Source organism: Sedimentibacter sp., assembly GCF_032080165.1.
Classification (GTDB): Bacteria; Bacillota; Clostridia; order Tissierellales; family Sedimentibacteraceae; genus Sedimentibacter.
In genome coordinates this window covers 316001-333032 of record NZ_DAMASY010000003.1, presented here as the reverse complement: position 1 = coordinate 333032, position 17032 = coordinate 316001, and the positions used below count along the sequence as shown (strand labels likewise).

Below are 17032 nucleotides of genomic sequence, written 5' to 3'. Positions count from 1 at the left end.
AGGCTCCACCTTGCAAGAAAATTTAAATATACCCACCGAACAAATATATTACAAAAAAAACAGCCAACGGAAAGAAATCTGGCGTAGATTCAAAAAAAGCCGGACAGCTCTTATAGGACTTGTATTATTGATATTTATACTATGCATTGCAATATTTGCGGATGTGATTGTCCCCTACAGCCAAGCCATAGCTCAGTCTGGAAAAGAAAGGCTTCAGCCGCCCAGCATGTCCCACTGGTTTGGAACTGATCAATTAGGCCGTGATTTGTTTGCCCGAACCGTCCACGGTTCAAGATATTCTCTGTTGATAGGTTTTTCAACCAGCCTCATCTCTCTTGCCATAGGCGGTATGCTTGGCGCCTTCTGCGGCTATTACGGCGGCCATTTTGATAATATAGTCATGCGTCTTATGGATGTAATTATGTCTGTCCCGCCTGTTCTTCTTTCTCTTGCTGTAGTAGCGGCACTGGGAGCAAACCTTCGTAATCTTTTGATTGCAATTACAATATCCTGCGTTCCGGGCACCGTAAGATTGGTACGGTCGGTTGTAATGACCGTTGTAGACAATGACTATATAGAAGCCGCCTATTCTTATAACAGCAGTGATTTGAGAATTATTTTAAAATATGTCCTCATAAATGCCATGGGGCCGATTATAGTCAATACCACTATGAACATTTCAGTGATGATTTTGTCCGCCGCAGGACTGTCTTTTATAGGAATGGGTGTACAGCCTCCTTCACCAGAATGGGGAGCTTTGCTTTCAGAAGCCCGTCAATATATGTTCAGGTCGCCATACCTGCTGTATTTCCCGGGATTATCCATATTGGTGACAGCACTCTCTTTTAACCTTGTAGGAGATGGCTTGAGGGATGCTTTTGACCCTAAGCTTAAGGATTAACAGGAGGTCATATTATGAGCGAAGAAATATTAAAAATTAAGGATTTAAATGTAATATACAAAACAGATCTTGAAACAGTCTATGCGGTTAATAAAATTTCCTTTTCACTTAACCGTGGTGAAACCTTAGGTATTGTCGGTGAAACCGGAGCCGGAAAAACAACAGCGGCACTTTCTATCCTGCGCCTGCTGCCGGAGCGCACCGGGAAAATTACCAAGGGATCAGTTGAATTCTGCGGGGAAAACCTTTTGAATTTATCTGAATCAAAAATGCGCCTTATCCGGGGCAAAAAAATCTCCATGATTTTTCAAGACCCGATGACCGCCCTTAATCCTATCATGACAGTAGGAAATCAAATTGCCGAATCCTTGATATTTCACAATTCAGATAACAAAAGCCGTGAAGAAATCGAAAAAAGAGTTGAAGAAAGCCTTGAAATGGTTGGTATACCCGCTTCGCGGAAAAAGGACTATCCACACCAGTTTTCTGGTGGGATGAGGCAACGTGTAGTTATTGCCATTGCCCTTGCATGCAGTCCCGAGCTCCTTATTGCAGACGAGCCCACTACAGCCCTCGATGTTACGATTCAGGCTCAAGTACTTGCAATGATGAATGATTTGCAGTCAAGGATGAAAAGCGCAATGATCATGATAACGCACGATCTCGGCGTGGTTGCCCAGACCTGTGACAACGTAGCAGTAATGTATGCGGGAGAAATAATTGAATACGGTAAAATGGAAGATATCTTTGATGCCGAATTCCATCATCCTTATACTGACGGATTGTTCGGTTCCATTCCTAACCTCACGGGCAATGAAAAAAGACTTTCACCTATTGAAGGGTTGATGCCCGATCCGACAAATTTACCGAAGGGATGTAATTTTTCCCCGCGGTGCCCTAAATGTATGGATATCTGCAAAAAAGAACCTCCGCCATTTCATGCTGACGGAAAACATATAATTTTTTGCCATCTTTACAACAATAAAAGCCAAACTGCAGGAGGTGTATTATGAGCGATATTTTACTTGAAGTCAGAGACCTGAAAAAACATTTTAAGGTACCGGAGGGGTATCTCCACGCAGTTGACGGTATAAGCTTTAGAATAGAAAAAGGAAAAACCCTGGGAGTGGTAGGTGAATCAGGCTGCGGAAAAAGCACATTGGGACGTACTGTCCTCAGATTACATGAACCTGCAAGCGGCGAAATTTTATTTGAGGAGAAAAATATTACTCAATACAATAAGCATGAGATGAAAAAAATACGCAAAGACATGCAGATTATTTTTCAGGACCCATATTCATCCCTTAATCCGAGAATGTGTATCCAGGAGCTTATTGCGGAACCAATCATCATCAACAGGATTTGCAGTTCAAAATCCGATGTTTTCAAAAAAGTATGTTATTTGATGAATCTTGTAGGCCTGGACAGACGGTTTTTGGGTACATATCCCCATGAACTTGATGGAGGCAGGAGGCAGCGTATAGGCATCGCAAGGGCTTTGGCATTAAATCCAAAATTCATCGTGTGCGATGAGCCTGTTTCTGCATTGGATGTCAGCATTCAGGCCCAAATACTTAACCTGCTCATGGATATACAGGATGAGCTAAAATTGACTTATATGTTCATCACTCATGACTTGAGCGTTGTCCGCCACATTTCGACAGATATTGCCGTCATGTATCTCGGAAAGTGCGTTGAGCTGTGTCCTTCAAAAGAGCTCTTTAAAAATCCGGTGCATCCATACACAAAGGCTTTACTGTCAGCAATCCCTGTACCGAAATCGGAAATGCGCCACAAAAAAACAGAGATTATCAAAGGTGAGCTTACAAGCCCTGTAAATCCAAAACCTGGATGCCGTTTTTCTGCCCGATGCCCTCATGCAGGAGACAATTGTACAAGAGATGATACAATTTTGAAAGAGGTGTCTTCAGGTCATTTCGTATCATGCACAAATTGTAAACAATGAAGTTGATTTAAAATTCAAATCGTGATAAAGTAATGTAAAGAAATACTATAATTTAAACACAAAAGGGGATATTATGGATGTAATCAACAAGCAAACAATGTCTATGCAAATTTACCATATACTGAGAAATGACATTTTGACACAGAAAATCAAATGTGGTTCAAAACTTACATTACAATCTCTGAAGGAAAGATTCGAAGTCAGTCATACTCCCATCAGGGAAGCCTTGACTCGTTTGGTTGAAGACAATCTCGTAACTTATTATTCAAATGTAGGCGTCTCAGTCGTTTCATTAAATGCAAACGACGCCCGGGAAATATTCGAGCTCAACGGTGATCTTGATTGTATTGCACTTAAATATTCTTACTACGGTTCTATGAAAGATGAATTTTTAAAAGAGCTTGGCGAAGCTGTAACTGAAGGAAGGCTCTGTATTGCAGAAAAAAGGTTGAATAGGTGGCAGGAACTGTCTGATCAATTTCATCTTATTTTATACAAATATGCAAATAACTCCAGACTCGAATATGCAGCCAGAAAGCTTCGTGCTCAGACTACACTGCTCTATAACCTTTATTATCTTGAAGACCAAAATGCGGAAGTCACCCAGGAATTTCACAACCGTATTTATCAGGCAATTTCGGAGGATGACATCCCACTCGCATCTCAACTGCTTAAGGAACATCTTCAAAACGATATTGAATTAGCTGTTAAAGCCTTAGGGCAGTAAGGCTAAAAAACACCCATCTGCCGATATGAAAATATCCGCCCATGGGTGTTTTTTATAAATTGCTGAACAGATATTTTATCTGCATTTTCCTTAATGAAGTTTGCTTAAATTACTAAATTCGTTTCATTTTATTCTTTTCATTGATATTACATCTTCATAATATTTTTTGTCAAAGGATACGGCAATTAATTTAGTTAAATCATATGATTTTATGCTTGTTACTTTTTCAACTTTTCCGTCGCATACACCTTTTCCCATCCTGTCGACAAGTGTAACATACTCATTGACTTCCGGCAAGGGTAAATATTCATATGGAAATGTAATTAACGCTTTGTCCGGGGCATAATTTAAATTTATGAGATGTACGGCTATACCGGGGCATTTGGCAGCACAGATGCCGCACCCTATGCATTTTTTAAAATCTATTGTCGGAAGATTAGTTATTGGATTACCCACAGTAATGGCGTTTTTAGGACAGGATGTCTCACATGGGTTGCAGGGAATTTCCTCTGTACATTCTATAACTGCAATATTACCCAAAGTATAATCTTCCGGTTTAGGAAACCCCGGTGATTTTTTTAATTCTTCCAGCGACGGTGCACCGGATTTTTTCAGACAGCCATTCATTTAACCAACTCCTTACCCTTTTCCAATATCATGTCCTTAGCCAATCTTCTTTTTTCACCAAATTGTCCGCATCTTAATGAATCAAGCTTATTCCATATTTCTTTAATTCTTTGTTCTGCCATGATTCCGTCTAAATAACCTAAAGCATAAGCAACACTGACACCGGCCAGGCGCCCTTCTTCCATAGCTGTGCTTGCTTCTTCTATACCTGATATATCCCCAGCCACATATATGCCGTCAACAGTGGTCCTCATATATCTGTCATGAACAGGCACATAGCCTCCCATGCTGCCTATGTAGGCAAATTCACAGCCTGCCAGCCATATAAGCTCTACCATTGGTGTTAAGCCGACTGCAAGACATATTGTATCTACATCAAATATTTTTTCGGTTCCTTCAACTTCTTTCCAATTACTGTCTAATTGAACTATTTCGACATGTTCTACTCTATCAGCTCCATATGCCTTTTTTATAGTATGACTCGTATAAAATGGTACACCTGCCCTTGCAACCTTCGCTGTATGAACTCCATATCCTCCAAGGGCAGGAGCTGCTTCAACTATTGCAACCACTTCAGCACCGGCCTGCATTAATTGATATGACACTATTACTCCAACATTTCCCGAGCCAAGCATCAATACTTTATGACCGGGCAGTACTCTGTTTAAGTTTATCATCGTTTGAGCTGCACCTGCACCCATTACTCCCGGGAGCTCCCAGCCGTCAAATTGAACTGAATTTTCATATGCTCCGGTTGCAACTATAATTTTATCTGCCGTTATCTCTCTTGAAATCTCTTTATTTTCTATTATCCAGATCTTTTTATCGGGCGTTAGTCCACATACCTCAGTATTTAGCATTACTTCTATATTTAAATTTTCCGTATCGTTTAAAAGCTCTGTACCTATGTTTATACCTCTTGTTCCTGCCTTATGCTCTCTTGAGCCGAAGAATTTGTGAATTTGCTTGAAAAGCTGTCCTCCGGGTTTATTGTTTTCATCAATTAACAATACCCTCGCTCCTGCTTTTGCAGCTTCTATGGATGCAGCAAGACCGGCAGGACCGGCACCGATAATAACAACATCGTAATTATTATTCATTTTTCCACTGCCCTCTTCCATATTGAGTTTCTACCTTCATCCCATCCTTCACTTCAGTGACGCATGTTCTTACATTCGGTATTCCGTCAACAATCATAACACAGTCGGTACATCTTCCTATACCGCAATATATACCTCTTGGTTTATTATGCTTTTCAGTATATCTGAAGCTATGCACACCATTAGCTATTAATACCGATGCAATCATTTCACCTTTCAATGCAGTAATCTCTCTGCCATCAAAGGTTATTGTAACGTATTCCTCTCTTGTGTCATTACCCAGTATGGGATGATCTTTTATCCTTGTCATAATTCACCTCACTGAAGTACCGTTAAGCTTTCATTTACAATCCTTTTTACCTCAGAAGTAGGTTCTGTCAGCGGAAGCCGATATCCTCCTACATTAAATCCCATTGAGTTTAAAGCATATTTTACAGGAATAGGATTTGTAGTAACAAACAGTGCATCAAACAGATTTGTTAATTTTAAATTTATTTGGGCAGCTTTTTCCATATCCTTATTTTCAAAGGCATCTATCATTTCTCCCATTATTTTTCCGCTCACATTAGATGCAACGCTTATTATTCCATATCCGCCTACTGCTAATGACGGCAGCGTTAATATATCTTCACCGCTGTAAACTAAAAAATCTCCGGGAGTTTCATTCACCATTCTGATAAATTGCGCCATATCACCGCTTGCTTCTTTAATTGCGACTATATTCTTTATTTCCGCAAGCTTCGATAATGTCTTTACGCTTATATTTACTCCTGTTCTTCCGGGTACATTATAAATTATTATAGGAAGATCAGTATTTTGCGCAACTGTCTTGAAATGTTCATATAATGATTCTTGATTTGGTTTGTTGTAGTATGGTGTTATGACCAATAATCCATCTACATTTAAATCCTCTATATTTTTAATGTTTTCAATTGTTTTCTTAGTATTATTTGTTCCAACACCTGCAATGACAGGTATATTTACATTTTTCTTTATTTCGGATATAAGCTTATACACCTCATCACTTGTTAAAGTAGGTGACTCGCCTGTTGTTCCATTTAACAGCAGTGCCGAACTTCTTTCAATTACAAGCTTTTCAGCTAATTTAACGGCCTGATTGTAGTCAACATTCAGTTCAGAATCAAAAGGTGTTACCATTGCAGTTATTAAACGTCCCCAATTCATATTTAACCCTCCTTTAAAACTTTCATTTTTACCGGTCTTACCGGAGCCCTGAAGCTTGAAGTTTTTACATCTTCTATTTTAATGCTTAATTCCTTTGCAAGAATCTTTTCTACAGTTTTTCTGCATGTACGTCCCTGACATAACCCCATTCCTGCACGAGTAAATTTTTTCACTTCATCAACAGTAGTTGCACCATCTTCTATGGCTTTTAAAATTTCTTCTTCTGTTATTTCCTCACATCTGCAAATTATTTTACTCATTGAGCCACTTCCTTATTGATAATTATTTATCCCTGCTGCTATACTTGTGCCAATATGTCAATACATCCTCCATAAGATTATCCATATGCTCTGCCATTAATCTCTCTGCTTCATTCTCATCATTATTTTTTATAGCATTGTAAATTTTTTCGTGAGAGGAAGTGTAAGGAGAATTAATTTGTCTTCTCAAATTTTCGAAAAGCTTTGACTGCTGTTTAAATGTAGCAATTATGTTGTACATTGCCTCCAAGATTGAATTACCTGATGCTTTTGCTATTGTTCTGTGAAATTCAAGATCTTCATCAGATATACTGTCACCACTTTTTGCTTTCTCATTTTGTCTGTCTACAATTATTTTTAATTTATTCAAATCTTCTTTGGAGATATATCTGGTTGCAAGCCTTGTAGTTTCTTTTTCAATCGCTTTTCTTGCCTGAATAACCATAATAAAATTTTCTAAAACCTCTGTCGATATTATCTTATCTAATTTCTCCTGATGATAATTAATAATACTGATTGTTTCGGCTTTTTTTAATGCCAGCTGACCTTCTGTCGTAATTATTCTTCCTTCGTTCTTATACTTTTCTAAAAAGTTATTGCTTTCTAATTTGGATAAAATTCTCCCAACAGTTGCAGTGCTGACCTCAATATTTTTTTCTCTTAATATATTTTCAATAGCCCAAGTACCAATAGGTTTATTTTCTTCTTCTATAATTTTCAATACTTCAATTTCTATTAAATCAAGGATTTGCCTCATAATTACACCTCTTATAATGATTAATATTATGCCTTATTATCTCATAAGGAAAGTGTTATTACAACAGCAAACCCTAAAATTTCATATTTTTTACAATTTATACAGCTTCTTCACTGTTCCTTTTAGTTGCCAATGAAACGACCACAAGCAATATGGATGCTACTGCAAGCGCTATTAAAACTTTATTTGCTCCAAGTGCATTTATTTGACTTAATACAGCACCTGCAACTATGCTGACTCTTGCACCCCAAGGAGTAACCTTGCTGTTTCTTTTACCTGCCTCATGTGCTTCAGGGCTTTCTTTCCACAATAATCCTATGGTAAGCAAAGGTACTAAGCCGGCACCTGCCATTGAGTAAGCTTTTGAGAACAAATCTAAAATTGAGCTTGCATAAATTGCACCTAATGCCGCAAATACTCCTATAACTACAGTAAGCCATTTAGCGTACTTAACCAGTTGAGCATCTGTTGCATCCGGTTTGAAAGGTTTAATTAAGTCATTCGTAATTAATATGGAGGCAGAGTTTAAGTTTGAATCTGCGGAAGACATACCTGCTGCTAAAACAAGAGCAAATATCATACCTGCAATTACCACAGGTATTCTATTCATCATAAACCACGCCATTGCATCCCCTGGTGCTAAATCTTGGTTTATAGTGTAAATAATCATACCAACAAATGCAGTCAGCATAACTGCCAATATTGCAATGATACCGCTGTAAAGCAAGCCGTTCTTTGCAGTTTTAGGATTATTTGCCGAAAAACATCTTTGCCAATAAATTTGAGCAACCAATATACCTATGGTACCTGTTACTACCATATTAATTATCCTCATAGGATCAGAAATCCCGAATTGCCACATTTCTGCTTTACCTAATGCTTCTAATCTGATGCCTATTTCTGCAACTGAAAAGTTAACTTCTTTGAAAGCATAGATGTAAAATATAGTACCAAATATCAATACAAGTACACCTTGTAATAAATCAGTCCATACAACCGAATATATTCCTCCTAATGTGGTGTATATAATAAATACTGTTGAAAATAAAAGTATAATCGGTAACGGGTCAACTCCGGTAATAACACTGAATATACTTCCTAACGCTTTACCTTGTCCGCCAACCCACGCAATCATAATTGATGATGCCAATACACCTGCCAATGCTCTTGTTGTCTTATCCTTGGTGATTAAATCATCCAATAATTCAGGGAATGTGTTGTAAGTAAATTTACCTGCAAAGCCGGCTATGAATAAAGCAAAAATAATTTTTGATCCTTGTTCGCCAAGTATAAATGCCATCCATGATAAACCGACACTATATCCGTTACCGGCATGGCCTACAAAATTACCTACACCCATTATTGTTGCAAACTGTGTGAATAAAATAAGGTACATCGGGAAAGACTTCCCGCCGATTGCATAGTTTGAGAAACTAAGCTCTGCTTGACCTTTAAATTTCAGAGATATCCACATGAATGCACCGCACATTACAAAAGTAATAATCCAAATAGCCATTCCTAAACTCATAATATCCTCCTATTTTTTTATTTGACAGGCTGTTGAAAAAGTTCATCCTGCAAGGCGCCGGAAGGCTGGCAACCGCAGCGTATTCAGACATACGTGAGGATTGACCGGCGCAGCGGCACGAAGCAGGTGGACTTTTTCAGCGGCCTGAGATTTAATTAATTAAATCTCTCGAAACTGAGTTCATCTACATCAATTGTAGTTTTTTCTCTGCAAATCATTTGAGAAATAAGTTTGCCGGTTATGGGTGCCATTGCTATACCATCCCCTTCATGTCCTGAAGCAATGTAATATCCTTCATGTCCTTTTACTTCAGATATAATCGGTTTACCATCTTCACATGCCGGTCTGAAACCGGCGAAGGTTCTTATAATATGTACATTTTTAAATATCGGAAAAAAATCAACTGCCTGATTTACTAAAATTTCTATTACTTCTGTATCGGTACCTTTATTATAGTTGCCCTTTTCTCTTGTGCTTCCGATCAAATAGTTTCCGCTGCTTGCCTGTGAACAGGATAATCCTATGCCAAGCTCTTTATATCTTTCACTGTAGTTGACAAGCTCAGGATTTAATTTTGAAATTATATAATCAGCACTCCATATATTTTCTTTTCCAAGCTGAGGAATACTTTCTGTAATAATAATTTGACCTTTTTTTGATGTTATGGGAATATCTATTCCTGTTAATTCTCCAATCTCTGCACACCATGCCCCGGTTGCATTGATAATATTTTCGGTTTCAAGCTCTAAATCGTTTTCCAGTTTTACAACCCAATAGCTTGATTTCTTTTTTAACTCTGTTGCATAAGTTTTTTTATAAACATCCATGCCTGCCTTTAATGCTTTAGACAAAAATGCTCTCATAACGTATAGGGGATATACCTGTGAATCCTCTGTGCCGTGCGTGGAAGCAATAATGCCATCCTTAACATGCGGATGATGTTTCTTAACATCTTTCTTATCTATCAGCTCAATGTTAAGACCATAATTTTTTTGTTGTCTTACATAGTTCTCCATAAATGACATATGATCTTCGTTATCAATAAGAATCATTCCGCCTCTGCTATGAAATCCTATATCATAATCTAAATCTTTTGATAAGCCCTTGTATAAATTTAAGCTTTCTATAGCAAGCTCTAAGTTCTTGCCCGGTTTCTTTGACTGCAACAGTATCATATCATCACAAGCACCGGATGAACCGTCTCCTATTTGATTTTTTTCTATTAAAGCGACTTTCTTATTTTTAAGCGTTAAATAATAAGCACATGATAATCCTATTATTCCACCGCCTAATATAACTGCGTCATACGTCTTCATGCCGGTCCTCCACTTAAATATTATAATCTAACAGTTGATTAAGCTGTTTCACTATGTAATAATGTATCAATTCAATTGCCTTTGCATAGTATTTATTATTAATTACGTAAGTAATACATCTGTCATTGTTAGACAGTTTATATATGTCAATTTTTTCAGATGTTAATCTGTTTCTTAATTCTTCTCCAAATTCAGGATATTTTAAGAAATTGCTGCCTACTAAACTAATTTCACAAGCTTCAGTACTTTTAGTTCCATTTGTAAAATCTATATTTTCTATTCCTGCAATACCGGTTAATTTTAAAATATCTTTGAATTCCTCTTTTTCCTCACCTATCAAAGTACCGGGGTGGTCGCTGAATGTAGATTTAACGTATAGTTTGATTTCAGGATTGGTCATTGCTACCTCTACTGCTCTCGGGTGTATAACCTTGGCTCCTTTATTAGCTAAATTGCAGCAATCCTCATAGCTTATTTCATCTAATAAAATCGCGTCCTCAACTTTTCTTGGATCTGCTGTCATAATACCTTCTACATCTGTAAAAATATCAATTTCCGCTGCTTTTGCAGAAACGCCTAAAGCGCATGCAGTTGTATCACTGCCGCCTCTTCCCAAGCTTGTTGTATCTCCGTTTTCCGATATACCTTGACCTCCGCCTACAACTACTACGTATCCATCCTTTAATAATGAAATTATACCTGTATTGTCAATTCTTATTATTTTTGCATCAGTATAATTATTATCTGTTATTATGCCTGCCTGAGCTCCTGTTAAATAAACTGATTTATATCCTCTTTTTTGTAGATTAGAAGTAATAACAGTACCTGATATATTTTCTCCGCAGCTGAAAATAACATCTAATTCTCTTTTACTTACCGAAGGGTATTCATTTTTTAATAGATTTAAAAGTGTGTCAGTAGCATAGGGGTCACCGTTTCTGCCCATTGCCGATACAACCACGATTAGTGCATAACCATTATTAATGGTGTCCTCAATTTTTTTGTAAACATAATTTCTTGAATCTTTAGTAGCTACAGACGTGCCCCCGAATTTTTGCACCAATATGCGCATAGATACCTCCAATGGTCCTTCTTACAAGGTTTTAACCAATAACTCAGCTATTTGAACAGCATTTGTCGCTGCACCTTTTCTTACCTGGTCTCCACAGCACCATAGGTTTATTGAATTATTTTTACTGAAATCCTTTCGTATTCTGCCTACATATATTAAATCCTGCCCGGCTGTATCTATCGGCATTGGATATAAATTATTTTTAGGATCATCCACTAACTTAACACCTTGTGCTTTAGAAAGCAGCTCTCTTACTTCTTCAATGCTTATCGGTTTCTCTGTCTCTAATGTTATGGATTCAGAATGACTTCTGAATACAGGAACTCTTGCACAGGTGCATGAAATTCCGATATTGTTATCATGAAGTATTTTTCTACCCTCATTGTACATTTTCATTTCTTCTTTTGTATAACCGTTCTCTTCAAAGCTATCTATGTGAGGTATTATATTAAATGCTATTTCATGTTGAAATACCTTGTTTGTTGTCTCTCTATCACCTAAAACATCCTCCGTTTGCTTTTTTAACTCATCTATACCAAGTACTCCTGCACCGGATACTGCCTGATAAGTAGAAACTACCATCCTCTTTATACCTGCATGTTTGTAAATTTCATTTACTGCCACTAACCCGATTATTGTGGAGCAGTTTGGATTAGCTATTATACCTTTATGTAAATTGACGTCATCCGGGTTAATCTCAGGTATTACTAACGGTACATCATCATTTAATCTGAACGCGCTGCTGTTATCTATTGCAACAGAACCACTTGCTTTAATGTGGGGCATAAATCTTTTGCTTATATCCCCTTCAACAGCAACCATCGTAATATCTACATTTTCAAATGAGCTTTCAACAGCTTCTTCAACTATATATTTTTTACCCTTAAAAACGTATTCCTTTCCTGCATCACTAATATGAGCCAATAATTTTAAATCTTCTATCTCAAAGTTTCTTTCTTCCATTACTTCAAGCATTTGTATTCCTACAGCACCCGTGGCGCCAAGAATTGCTATTACCGGTCTTTTATAATTTTTGTTTTCCAAGACAAACCCTCCTACTCATCACTTGATTAGTTATATGTGAATTATATACCGAAGTATCCGATATGTCAAGCTAAAATATCGTTTTCTTTTATACATTTTATTTTTGTTGCCGCTAATCACAACATGATTAGTTGAATTTCTACATAATATAATGTTATGCTTTATACGGGTAAAAAAGAACTTAATCACCTAAGCGACAGCGGTTCTCCTAACAAAAATAGGCTGTTGAAAAAGTTCATCAGCCTATTTTTCACTTCCAGCATAAGCGACTGACACCAAATCAAAGATTTGGTGTCAGTCGCTTATTTCAATTTTCTCAATCCCTCTTCCATTCTATCCATACCTTCCTTGATATTTTCTATGGAATTGGAATAGGAAATTCTTATACTGTCCTTTGCAAAAAATGCATCTCCGGTTACTACCGCTATTCTGCTTTCACTTAACATATAATCACACATGTCCATGGAGTTATTTATAGTAAAACCATTATAGCTTTTGCCGTAAAATTCATTTATCTTTATCATTACATAAAAAGCACCTTTTGGCAGTACACAGCTGATTCCTTCTATTTTATTTAATCTTTCTACTATGAATTTTCTCCTTTTATCAAATTCCTTTCTCATTTTCTCAACAAATTTCTCAGAATTTGAAAGTGCTTCGATTGAAGCATATTGTGCAGGAGAATTAGGGCTGGTGGTTGTGTGCCCCTGATAGTCGCTCATAGCTTTAATAACGTGTGCCGGTCCGACAGCGTAACCAATCCTCCACCCGGTCATGGCATATGATTTAGATACACCGTTAACGGTTATTGTTTTTTCTTTTATTTCCGGCGATATAGAAGCTGTGCAGAAGTTTGCTTCCCCGTCATATACCAATTTTTCGTATATTTCATCGGATATAATATAAAAGTTATTTTTAACTGCCAAATTACCTAATTTTTCTAAGCTATCCCTTTTATAGACAGCACCTGTAGGATTGTTTGGGGAATTTATTAAAATTACCTTTGTTTTATTAGTTATCTTATCTTTAATTTTATCAACGTCTAAATCATATCCCGTATTTTCATCCATTTCAATCAATACCGGGATACCGCCTGTCAATTTAATCATTTCGATGTAGCTGATCCAACAGGGTGTCGGAACTATCACTTCATCTCCCGGGTCAATTATTGCCATAAGTGCATTTGTAAGAGATTGTTTTGCTCCTGCTGAAACAATAACGTCCTTCATGGTATAATTCAAATCGTAATCTTTTTTAAATTTTCTGCATATTTCTTCTCTTAATTCAATTGAACCGGATGCGGGAGTATATTTTGTATAGCCGAATCTATAAGCCTCCTCCGCCTTTTTAATAATATTATCAGGTGTATTGAAATCCGGTTCTCCTATATTAAATCCAATTACATCGATTCCTTGTTTTTTTAATTGTGCTATTTTTTCAGATTGAGCCAATGTAACTGAAGGTATCATTTCCTGAATTCTTTTGCTTATCATGGCGCACCTCATATAAAATTTTTTTAATTATATCACAATAATATGAGAATACAATTATTTTATTTTAAGCAGATGACCTAAATCTCTGATTTGGTGTCAGTCACTTATACTGTAAGTGAAATAAAAAAACTATGCTAATCACTTAGCATAGCTTAAATTGATACCACAATCGGATTAATGACACAATCCGGTAGGTTGTTGAAAAAGTTTTTTAGCGACCTCTAAGCTAATAAACTTCCAACGTTGTATATAATTAATGCTACAACATATGCCGTAAGCATCTGTACCCCAATTGCTGCTCCTGTCTTTTTCCAGGTTTTCAACTCTCTTTTCATTGCTCCTACAGCTGCAAAGCATGGCATACATAAAAGGTTAAATGCCATATATGCGTAAGCGGCAGCATCGGTTTTTATATCATCTTTCATGGTTTTGAGAGCATTTTCGTCTCCGCCTTCCCATAAAATTGCTTCGGCATAAATATCAAAGGCAGCTTCATCATCATATACACCATCTTCAAAACCGAGCTCTTCTAATTCCTCCTCACTGAATTCAGAGAAAAATTCTTCGAGATATTCCGGATTTACATCCTCATTATATAACTGTGCCAAAGTAACAACAACCATTTCCTTTGCAATCCAGCCGGTTACCACGCCTACGGCAGGTCTCCATTCTCCGAAACCAAGCGGTTTAAATACGGGAGCAATAACATTTCCGACAGAAGCCAAAAAGCTTTCATCCATTTCTGACATAATGCTTTCGTCTTCATTGTTTGCAGCATTAACACCGTTAAATGAATCTGCATTGAAATTACTCAAAGCCCATATAATAATCGTTGATATGAATATTACCGTTCCTGCCTTTACAGCAAAGCCTTTTACCTTTTCCCATCCGTGAATACCGATACTTTTTAAGGTAGGAACTCTGTATTTAGGCAATTCCATAACAAAGTTGGATGCCTTTGATTTGTATACAAATTTATTTAACAGAAGTGATACAATTATCGCCACGACTATACTTAACATATAAAGCGAATAAGTTATTAATGTCTTACTGCTGTTAACAAAGAATGTTGACACAAACATTGCAAAAATCGGAAGCTTAGCTCCGCATGGCATAAATCCCGTAAGAATCGTCGTAATTGTTCTGTCTTTTTCAGTATCAAGAGTTCTTGTAGCCATCGTAGCCGGAACTCCGCAGCCGAAACCCATCAATAAAGGTATGAAGGAACGTCCCGACAAACCGAACTTACGGAAGATTCTGTCCATAACAAACGCTATACGCGCCATATATCCACAGTCCTCAAGGAAGGATATAAGCATATACAATACAAGCACTAAAGGAATAAATCCAATAATAGCTCCTAATCCTTCAATTATTCCGTCCATAACCAGCGAATATACCCAAGGTGAAGTATTAGCAACCAATGCATCAACACCGCCTGCAACATATCCCCATAAGGTTTCTGCTACTCCTGCCAACCATATACCGGGGCTTAGCAGTCCTTCAATAAATAAAAGATTTTCGCTGAAGGTTAACGCGAACATAATGTACATTATTATTGCAAATATAGGTATTGCCAAGAAACGGTTGGTTAATATTTTATCTATTTTATCAGAACCTGTTTCTGTATGTGCTTTTGGTTTTTTAACAGCCTCGCTAACGAGATTTGTTATAAATTTATATCTCAAATCGGCAATCTTTGCCTCAGTATCTCCATCCGCATATTTTTCTGCCTCATTTAATATTGCAATTATTTCAGGTTTTTGATTGTCAGTCAATTCGTCAGTTACAATATCATCATTTTCAACTACTTTAATTGCTTTCCAATAATTAACTGCATCTTTTTCAACTGCATCTCTTTTTGATAAATTGTAATCTGATGTTAATATTTCATATACGGCATCTATAGCAGTATTAATATTACTGTCGAATATTTTTAATTCTTTTGGTGCTATTTTAGTATCGGCAACACGAACAGCTGCTTCCATTAATTCGTCTATTCCCTTTCCTTTTCTTGCTACTATAGGAATTACAGGGATTCCGAATACTTCCGACAGTTTTTCGAAATTAATAACAATACCGGTATCTTCAACTTCATCCATCATATTTACCGCTACTACCATTGGAATGTTAGTTTCAATTATTTGTAATGTAAGATAAAGGTTTCTTTCAATATTAGTACCGTCAACTATGTTGATTACTGCATCCGGTTTGTTCTTCACTATATAGTCTCTCGCTATAACTTCTTCAGCTGAATATGGTGAAAGTGAATACGTTCCGGGTAAATCTAAAATGTTTATTTCCTTGTTCTTTTTATAAATCCCTTCTTTTTTATCAACAGTTACACCAGGCCAGTTTCCTACGTGCTGCTTTGCCCCGGTAAGCTCATTAAACAGCGTTGTTTTTCCACTATTCGGATTTCCGGCAAGCGCTATTGTATAATTCATACATGTCTCCTTTTCATACTTATATTTCAATTTCTATATTTCTTGCTTCATCTTTTCGCAGGCTTAATTCGTATCCCCTTATATTAACCTCAACAGGATCTCCAAGCGGTGCTACCTTAATTACTTTTATAGTAGTTCCGGGTGTTACGCCCATATCCATAAGTCTTTTTCTCATAGGACCTTTTTCACCTATACTTTGAACTGTTCCTGTTTGTCCTGATTTCAAATCGTTTAATGTCATTTATATCCTCCTTATTTAACAATTATTAATGAAGCTAACCCCTTATTAATAGCAATCTTAACACCCTTAACCAATAAAATAAGCCCATCTTGGTTTTCTCCTAAGACCTTAACCATTTCACCTTTAACTAAACCCAAATCATAAAGGCGTCTTTTCATTTCATCTTTTCCCCTATAACATAAAACTTCTCTTGTATCTCCCACTGCAACCATAGCAAGTGCCATATTAACCTCCTGAACAAAATGATAGTGATTATCATTATCGGTAAGTTTAGTATAATTTATTGATTTTAATTTGTCAATAAGTAATTGATAATCATTATCAATTAAGTTTTTTTAAAGCTAATATACGTATAATGTTTTACAAAT

The 17032-nt window shown here is 36.8% G+C and carries 18 protein-coding genes; 4 read left to right on the top strand and 14 right to left on the bottom strand.

From position 1 onward, the window contains the following. Positions 1-10: 10 nt before the first annotated feature. From RT412_RS06340 to RT412_RS06325, 4 genes are all read left to right on the top strand, one after another. Positions 11-901 carry an ABC transporter permease gene (locus RT412_RS06340; RefSeq protein WP_313346038.1) on the top strand — a complete coding sequence of 297 codons (891 nt, stop codon included), beginning with the start codon at positions 11-13 and terminating at the stop codon, positions 899-901. Positions 902-915: 14 nt separating this feature from the next. Beyond that, positions 916-1914, top strand: a complete 999-nt coding sequence (locus RT412_RS06335; RefSeq protein ID WP_313346041.1) for an ABC transporter ATP-binding protein — start codon at positions 916-918, stop codon at positions 1912-1914. After that, positions 1911-2867 carry an oligopeptide/dipeptide ABC transporter ATP-binding protein gene (locus RT412_RS06330; RefSeq protein ID WP_313346044.1) on the top strand — a complete coding sequence of 319 codons (957 nt, stop codon included), beginning with the start codon at positions 1911-1913 and terminating at the stop codon, positions 2865-2867. The genes RT412_RS06335 and RT412_RS06330 overlap by 4 nt, the downstream gene beginning before the upstream one ends. A gap of 73 nt (positions 2868-2940) precedes the next feature. After that, positions 2941-3594 (top strand): GntR family transcriptional regulator, encoded by a 654-nt coding sequence (locus tag RT412_RS06325; protein WP_313346046.1) that lies wholly within the window; start codon positions 2941-2943, stop codon positions 3592-3594. 123 nt (positions 3595-3717) lie between these two features. On the opposite strand, the gene RT412_RS06320 is transcribed toward RT412_RS06325, so the two are convergent. The 14 genes from RT412_RS06320 to RT412_RS06255 form a co-directional block, all read right to left on the bottom strand. After that, a complete protein-coding gene (locus RT412_RS06320) occupies positions 3718-4221 on the bottom strand; it encodes a 4Fe-4S binding protein (protein ID WP_313346050.1) in 504 nt (167 codons plus the stop codon). Continuing rightward, on the bottom strand, positions 4218-5321 hold the full coding sequence (locus tag RT412_RS06315; RefSeq protein ID WP_313346053.1) for an NAD(P)/FAD-dependent oxidoreductase: 1104 nt from the start codon (positions 5319-5321) through the stop codon (positions 4218-4220). The genes RT412_RS06320 and RT412_RS06315 overlap by 4 nt, the downstream gene beginning before the upstream one ends. After that, complete coding sequence (locus RT412_RS06310) at positions 5314-5631, bottom strand: (2Fe-2S)-binding protein (protein ID WP_313346055.1); 318 nt, start codon at positions 5629-5631, stop codon at positions 5314-5316. The genes RT412_RS06315 and RT412_RS06310 overlap by 8 nt, the downstream gene beginning before the upstream one ends. An 8-nt stretch (positions 5632-5639) precedes the next feature. Continuing rightward, the gene (gene dapA, locus RT412_RS06305; protein WP_313346058.1) at positions 5640-6506 is read right to left on the bottom strand and encodes a 4-hydroxy-tetrahydrodipicolinate synthase; all 867 of its coding nucleotides are present in this window, start codon (positions 6504-6506) and stop codon (positions 5640-5642) included. A 2-nt stretch (positions 6507-6508) separates the two neighbouring features. After that, positions 6509-6766 carry a (2Fe-2S)-binding protein gene (locus RT412_RS06300; RefSeq protein ID WP_313346059.1) on the bottom strand — a complete coding sequence of 86 codons (258 nt, stop codon included), beginning with the start codon at positions 6764-6766 and terminating at the stop codon, positions 6509-6511. Between the two features lie 22 nt (positions 6767-6788). Continuing rightward, a complete protein-coding gene (locus tag RT412_RS06295) occupies positions 6789-7523 on the bottom strand; it encodes an FCD domain-containing protein (protein ID WP_313346062.1) in 735 nt (244 codons plus the stop codon). A gap of 97 nt (positions 7524-7620) precedes the next feature. Further along, positions 7621-9051 carry a sodium:solute symporter family protein gene (locus tag RT412_RS06290; RefSeq protein ID WP_313346065.1) on the bottom strand — a complete coding sequence of 477 codons (1431 nt, stop codon included), beginning with the start codon at positions 9049-9051 and terminating at the stop codon, positions 7621-7623. A 155-nt stretch (positions 9052-9206) separates the two neighbouring features. Further along, entirely contained in the window at positions 9207-10367 is a 1161-nt protein-coding gene (locus tag RT412_RS06285) for an FAD-binding oxidoreductase (protein ID WP_313346067.1), read from the bottom strand. Positions 10368-10380: 13 nt separating this feature from the next. Beyond that, positions 10381-11439: an aspartate kinase gene (locus RT412_RS06280; RefSeq protein WP_313346069.1), complete on the bottom strand. Its 1059-nt coding sequence runs from the start codon at positions 11437-11439 to the stop codon at positions 10381-10383. A gap of 21 nt (positions 11440-11460) precedes the next feature. After that, positions 11461-12483: an aspartate-semialdehyde dehydrogenase gene (locus tag RT412_RS06275; RefSeq protein WP_313346071.1), complete on the bottom strand. Its 1023-nt coding sequence runs from the start codon at positions 12481-12483 to the stop codon at positions 11461-11463. A 302-nt stretch (positions 12484-12785) separates the two neighbouring features. Then, positions 12786-13976: a pyridoxal phosphate-dependent aminotransferase gene (locus RT412_RS06270; protein WP_313346073.1), complete on the bottom strand. Its 1191-nt coding sequence runs from the start codon at positions 13974-13976 to the stop codon at positions 12786-12788. Positions 13977-14197: 221 nt separating this feature from the next. Beyond that, a complete protein-coding gene (feoB, locus tag RT412_RS06265) occupies positions 14198-16423 on the bottom strand; it encodes a ferrous iron transport protein B (RefSeq protein ID WP_313346076.1) in 2226 nt (741 codons plus the stop codon). A gap of 19 nt (positions 16424-16442) precedes the next feature. Next, entirely contained in the window at positions 16443-16664 is a 222-nt protein-coding gene (locus tag RT412_RS06260; RefSeq protein WP_313346079.1) for a FeoA family protein, read from the bottom strand. A gap of 11 nt (positions 16665-16675) precedes the next feature. Then, positions 16676-16888, bottom strand: a complete 213-nt coding sequence (locus RT412_RS06255; RefSeq protein ID WP_313346080.1) for a FeoA family protein — start codon at positions 16886-16888, stop codon at positions 16676-16678. Between the last annotated feature and the right edge of the window lie 144 nt (positions 16889-17032).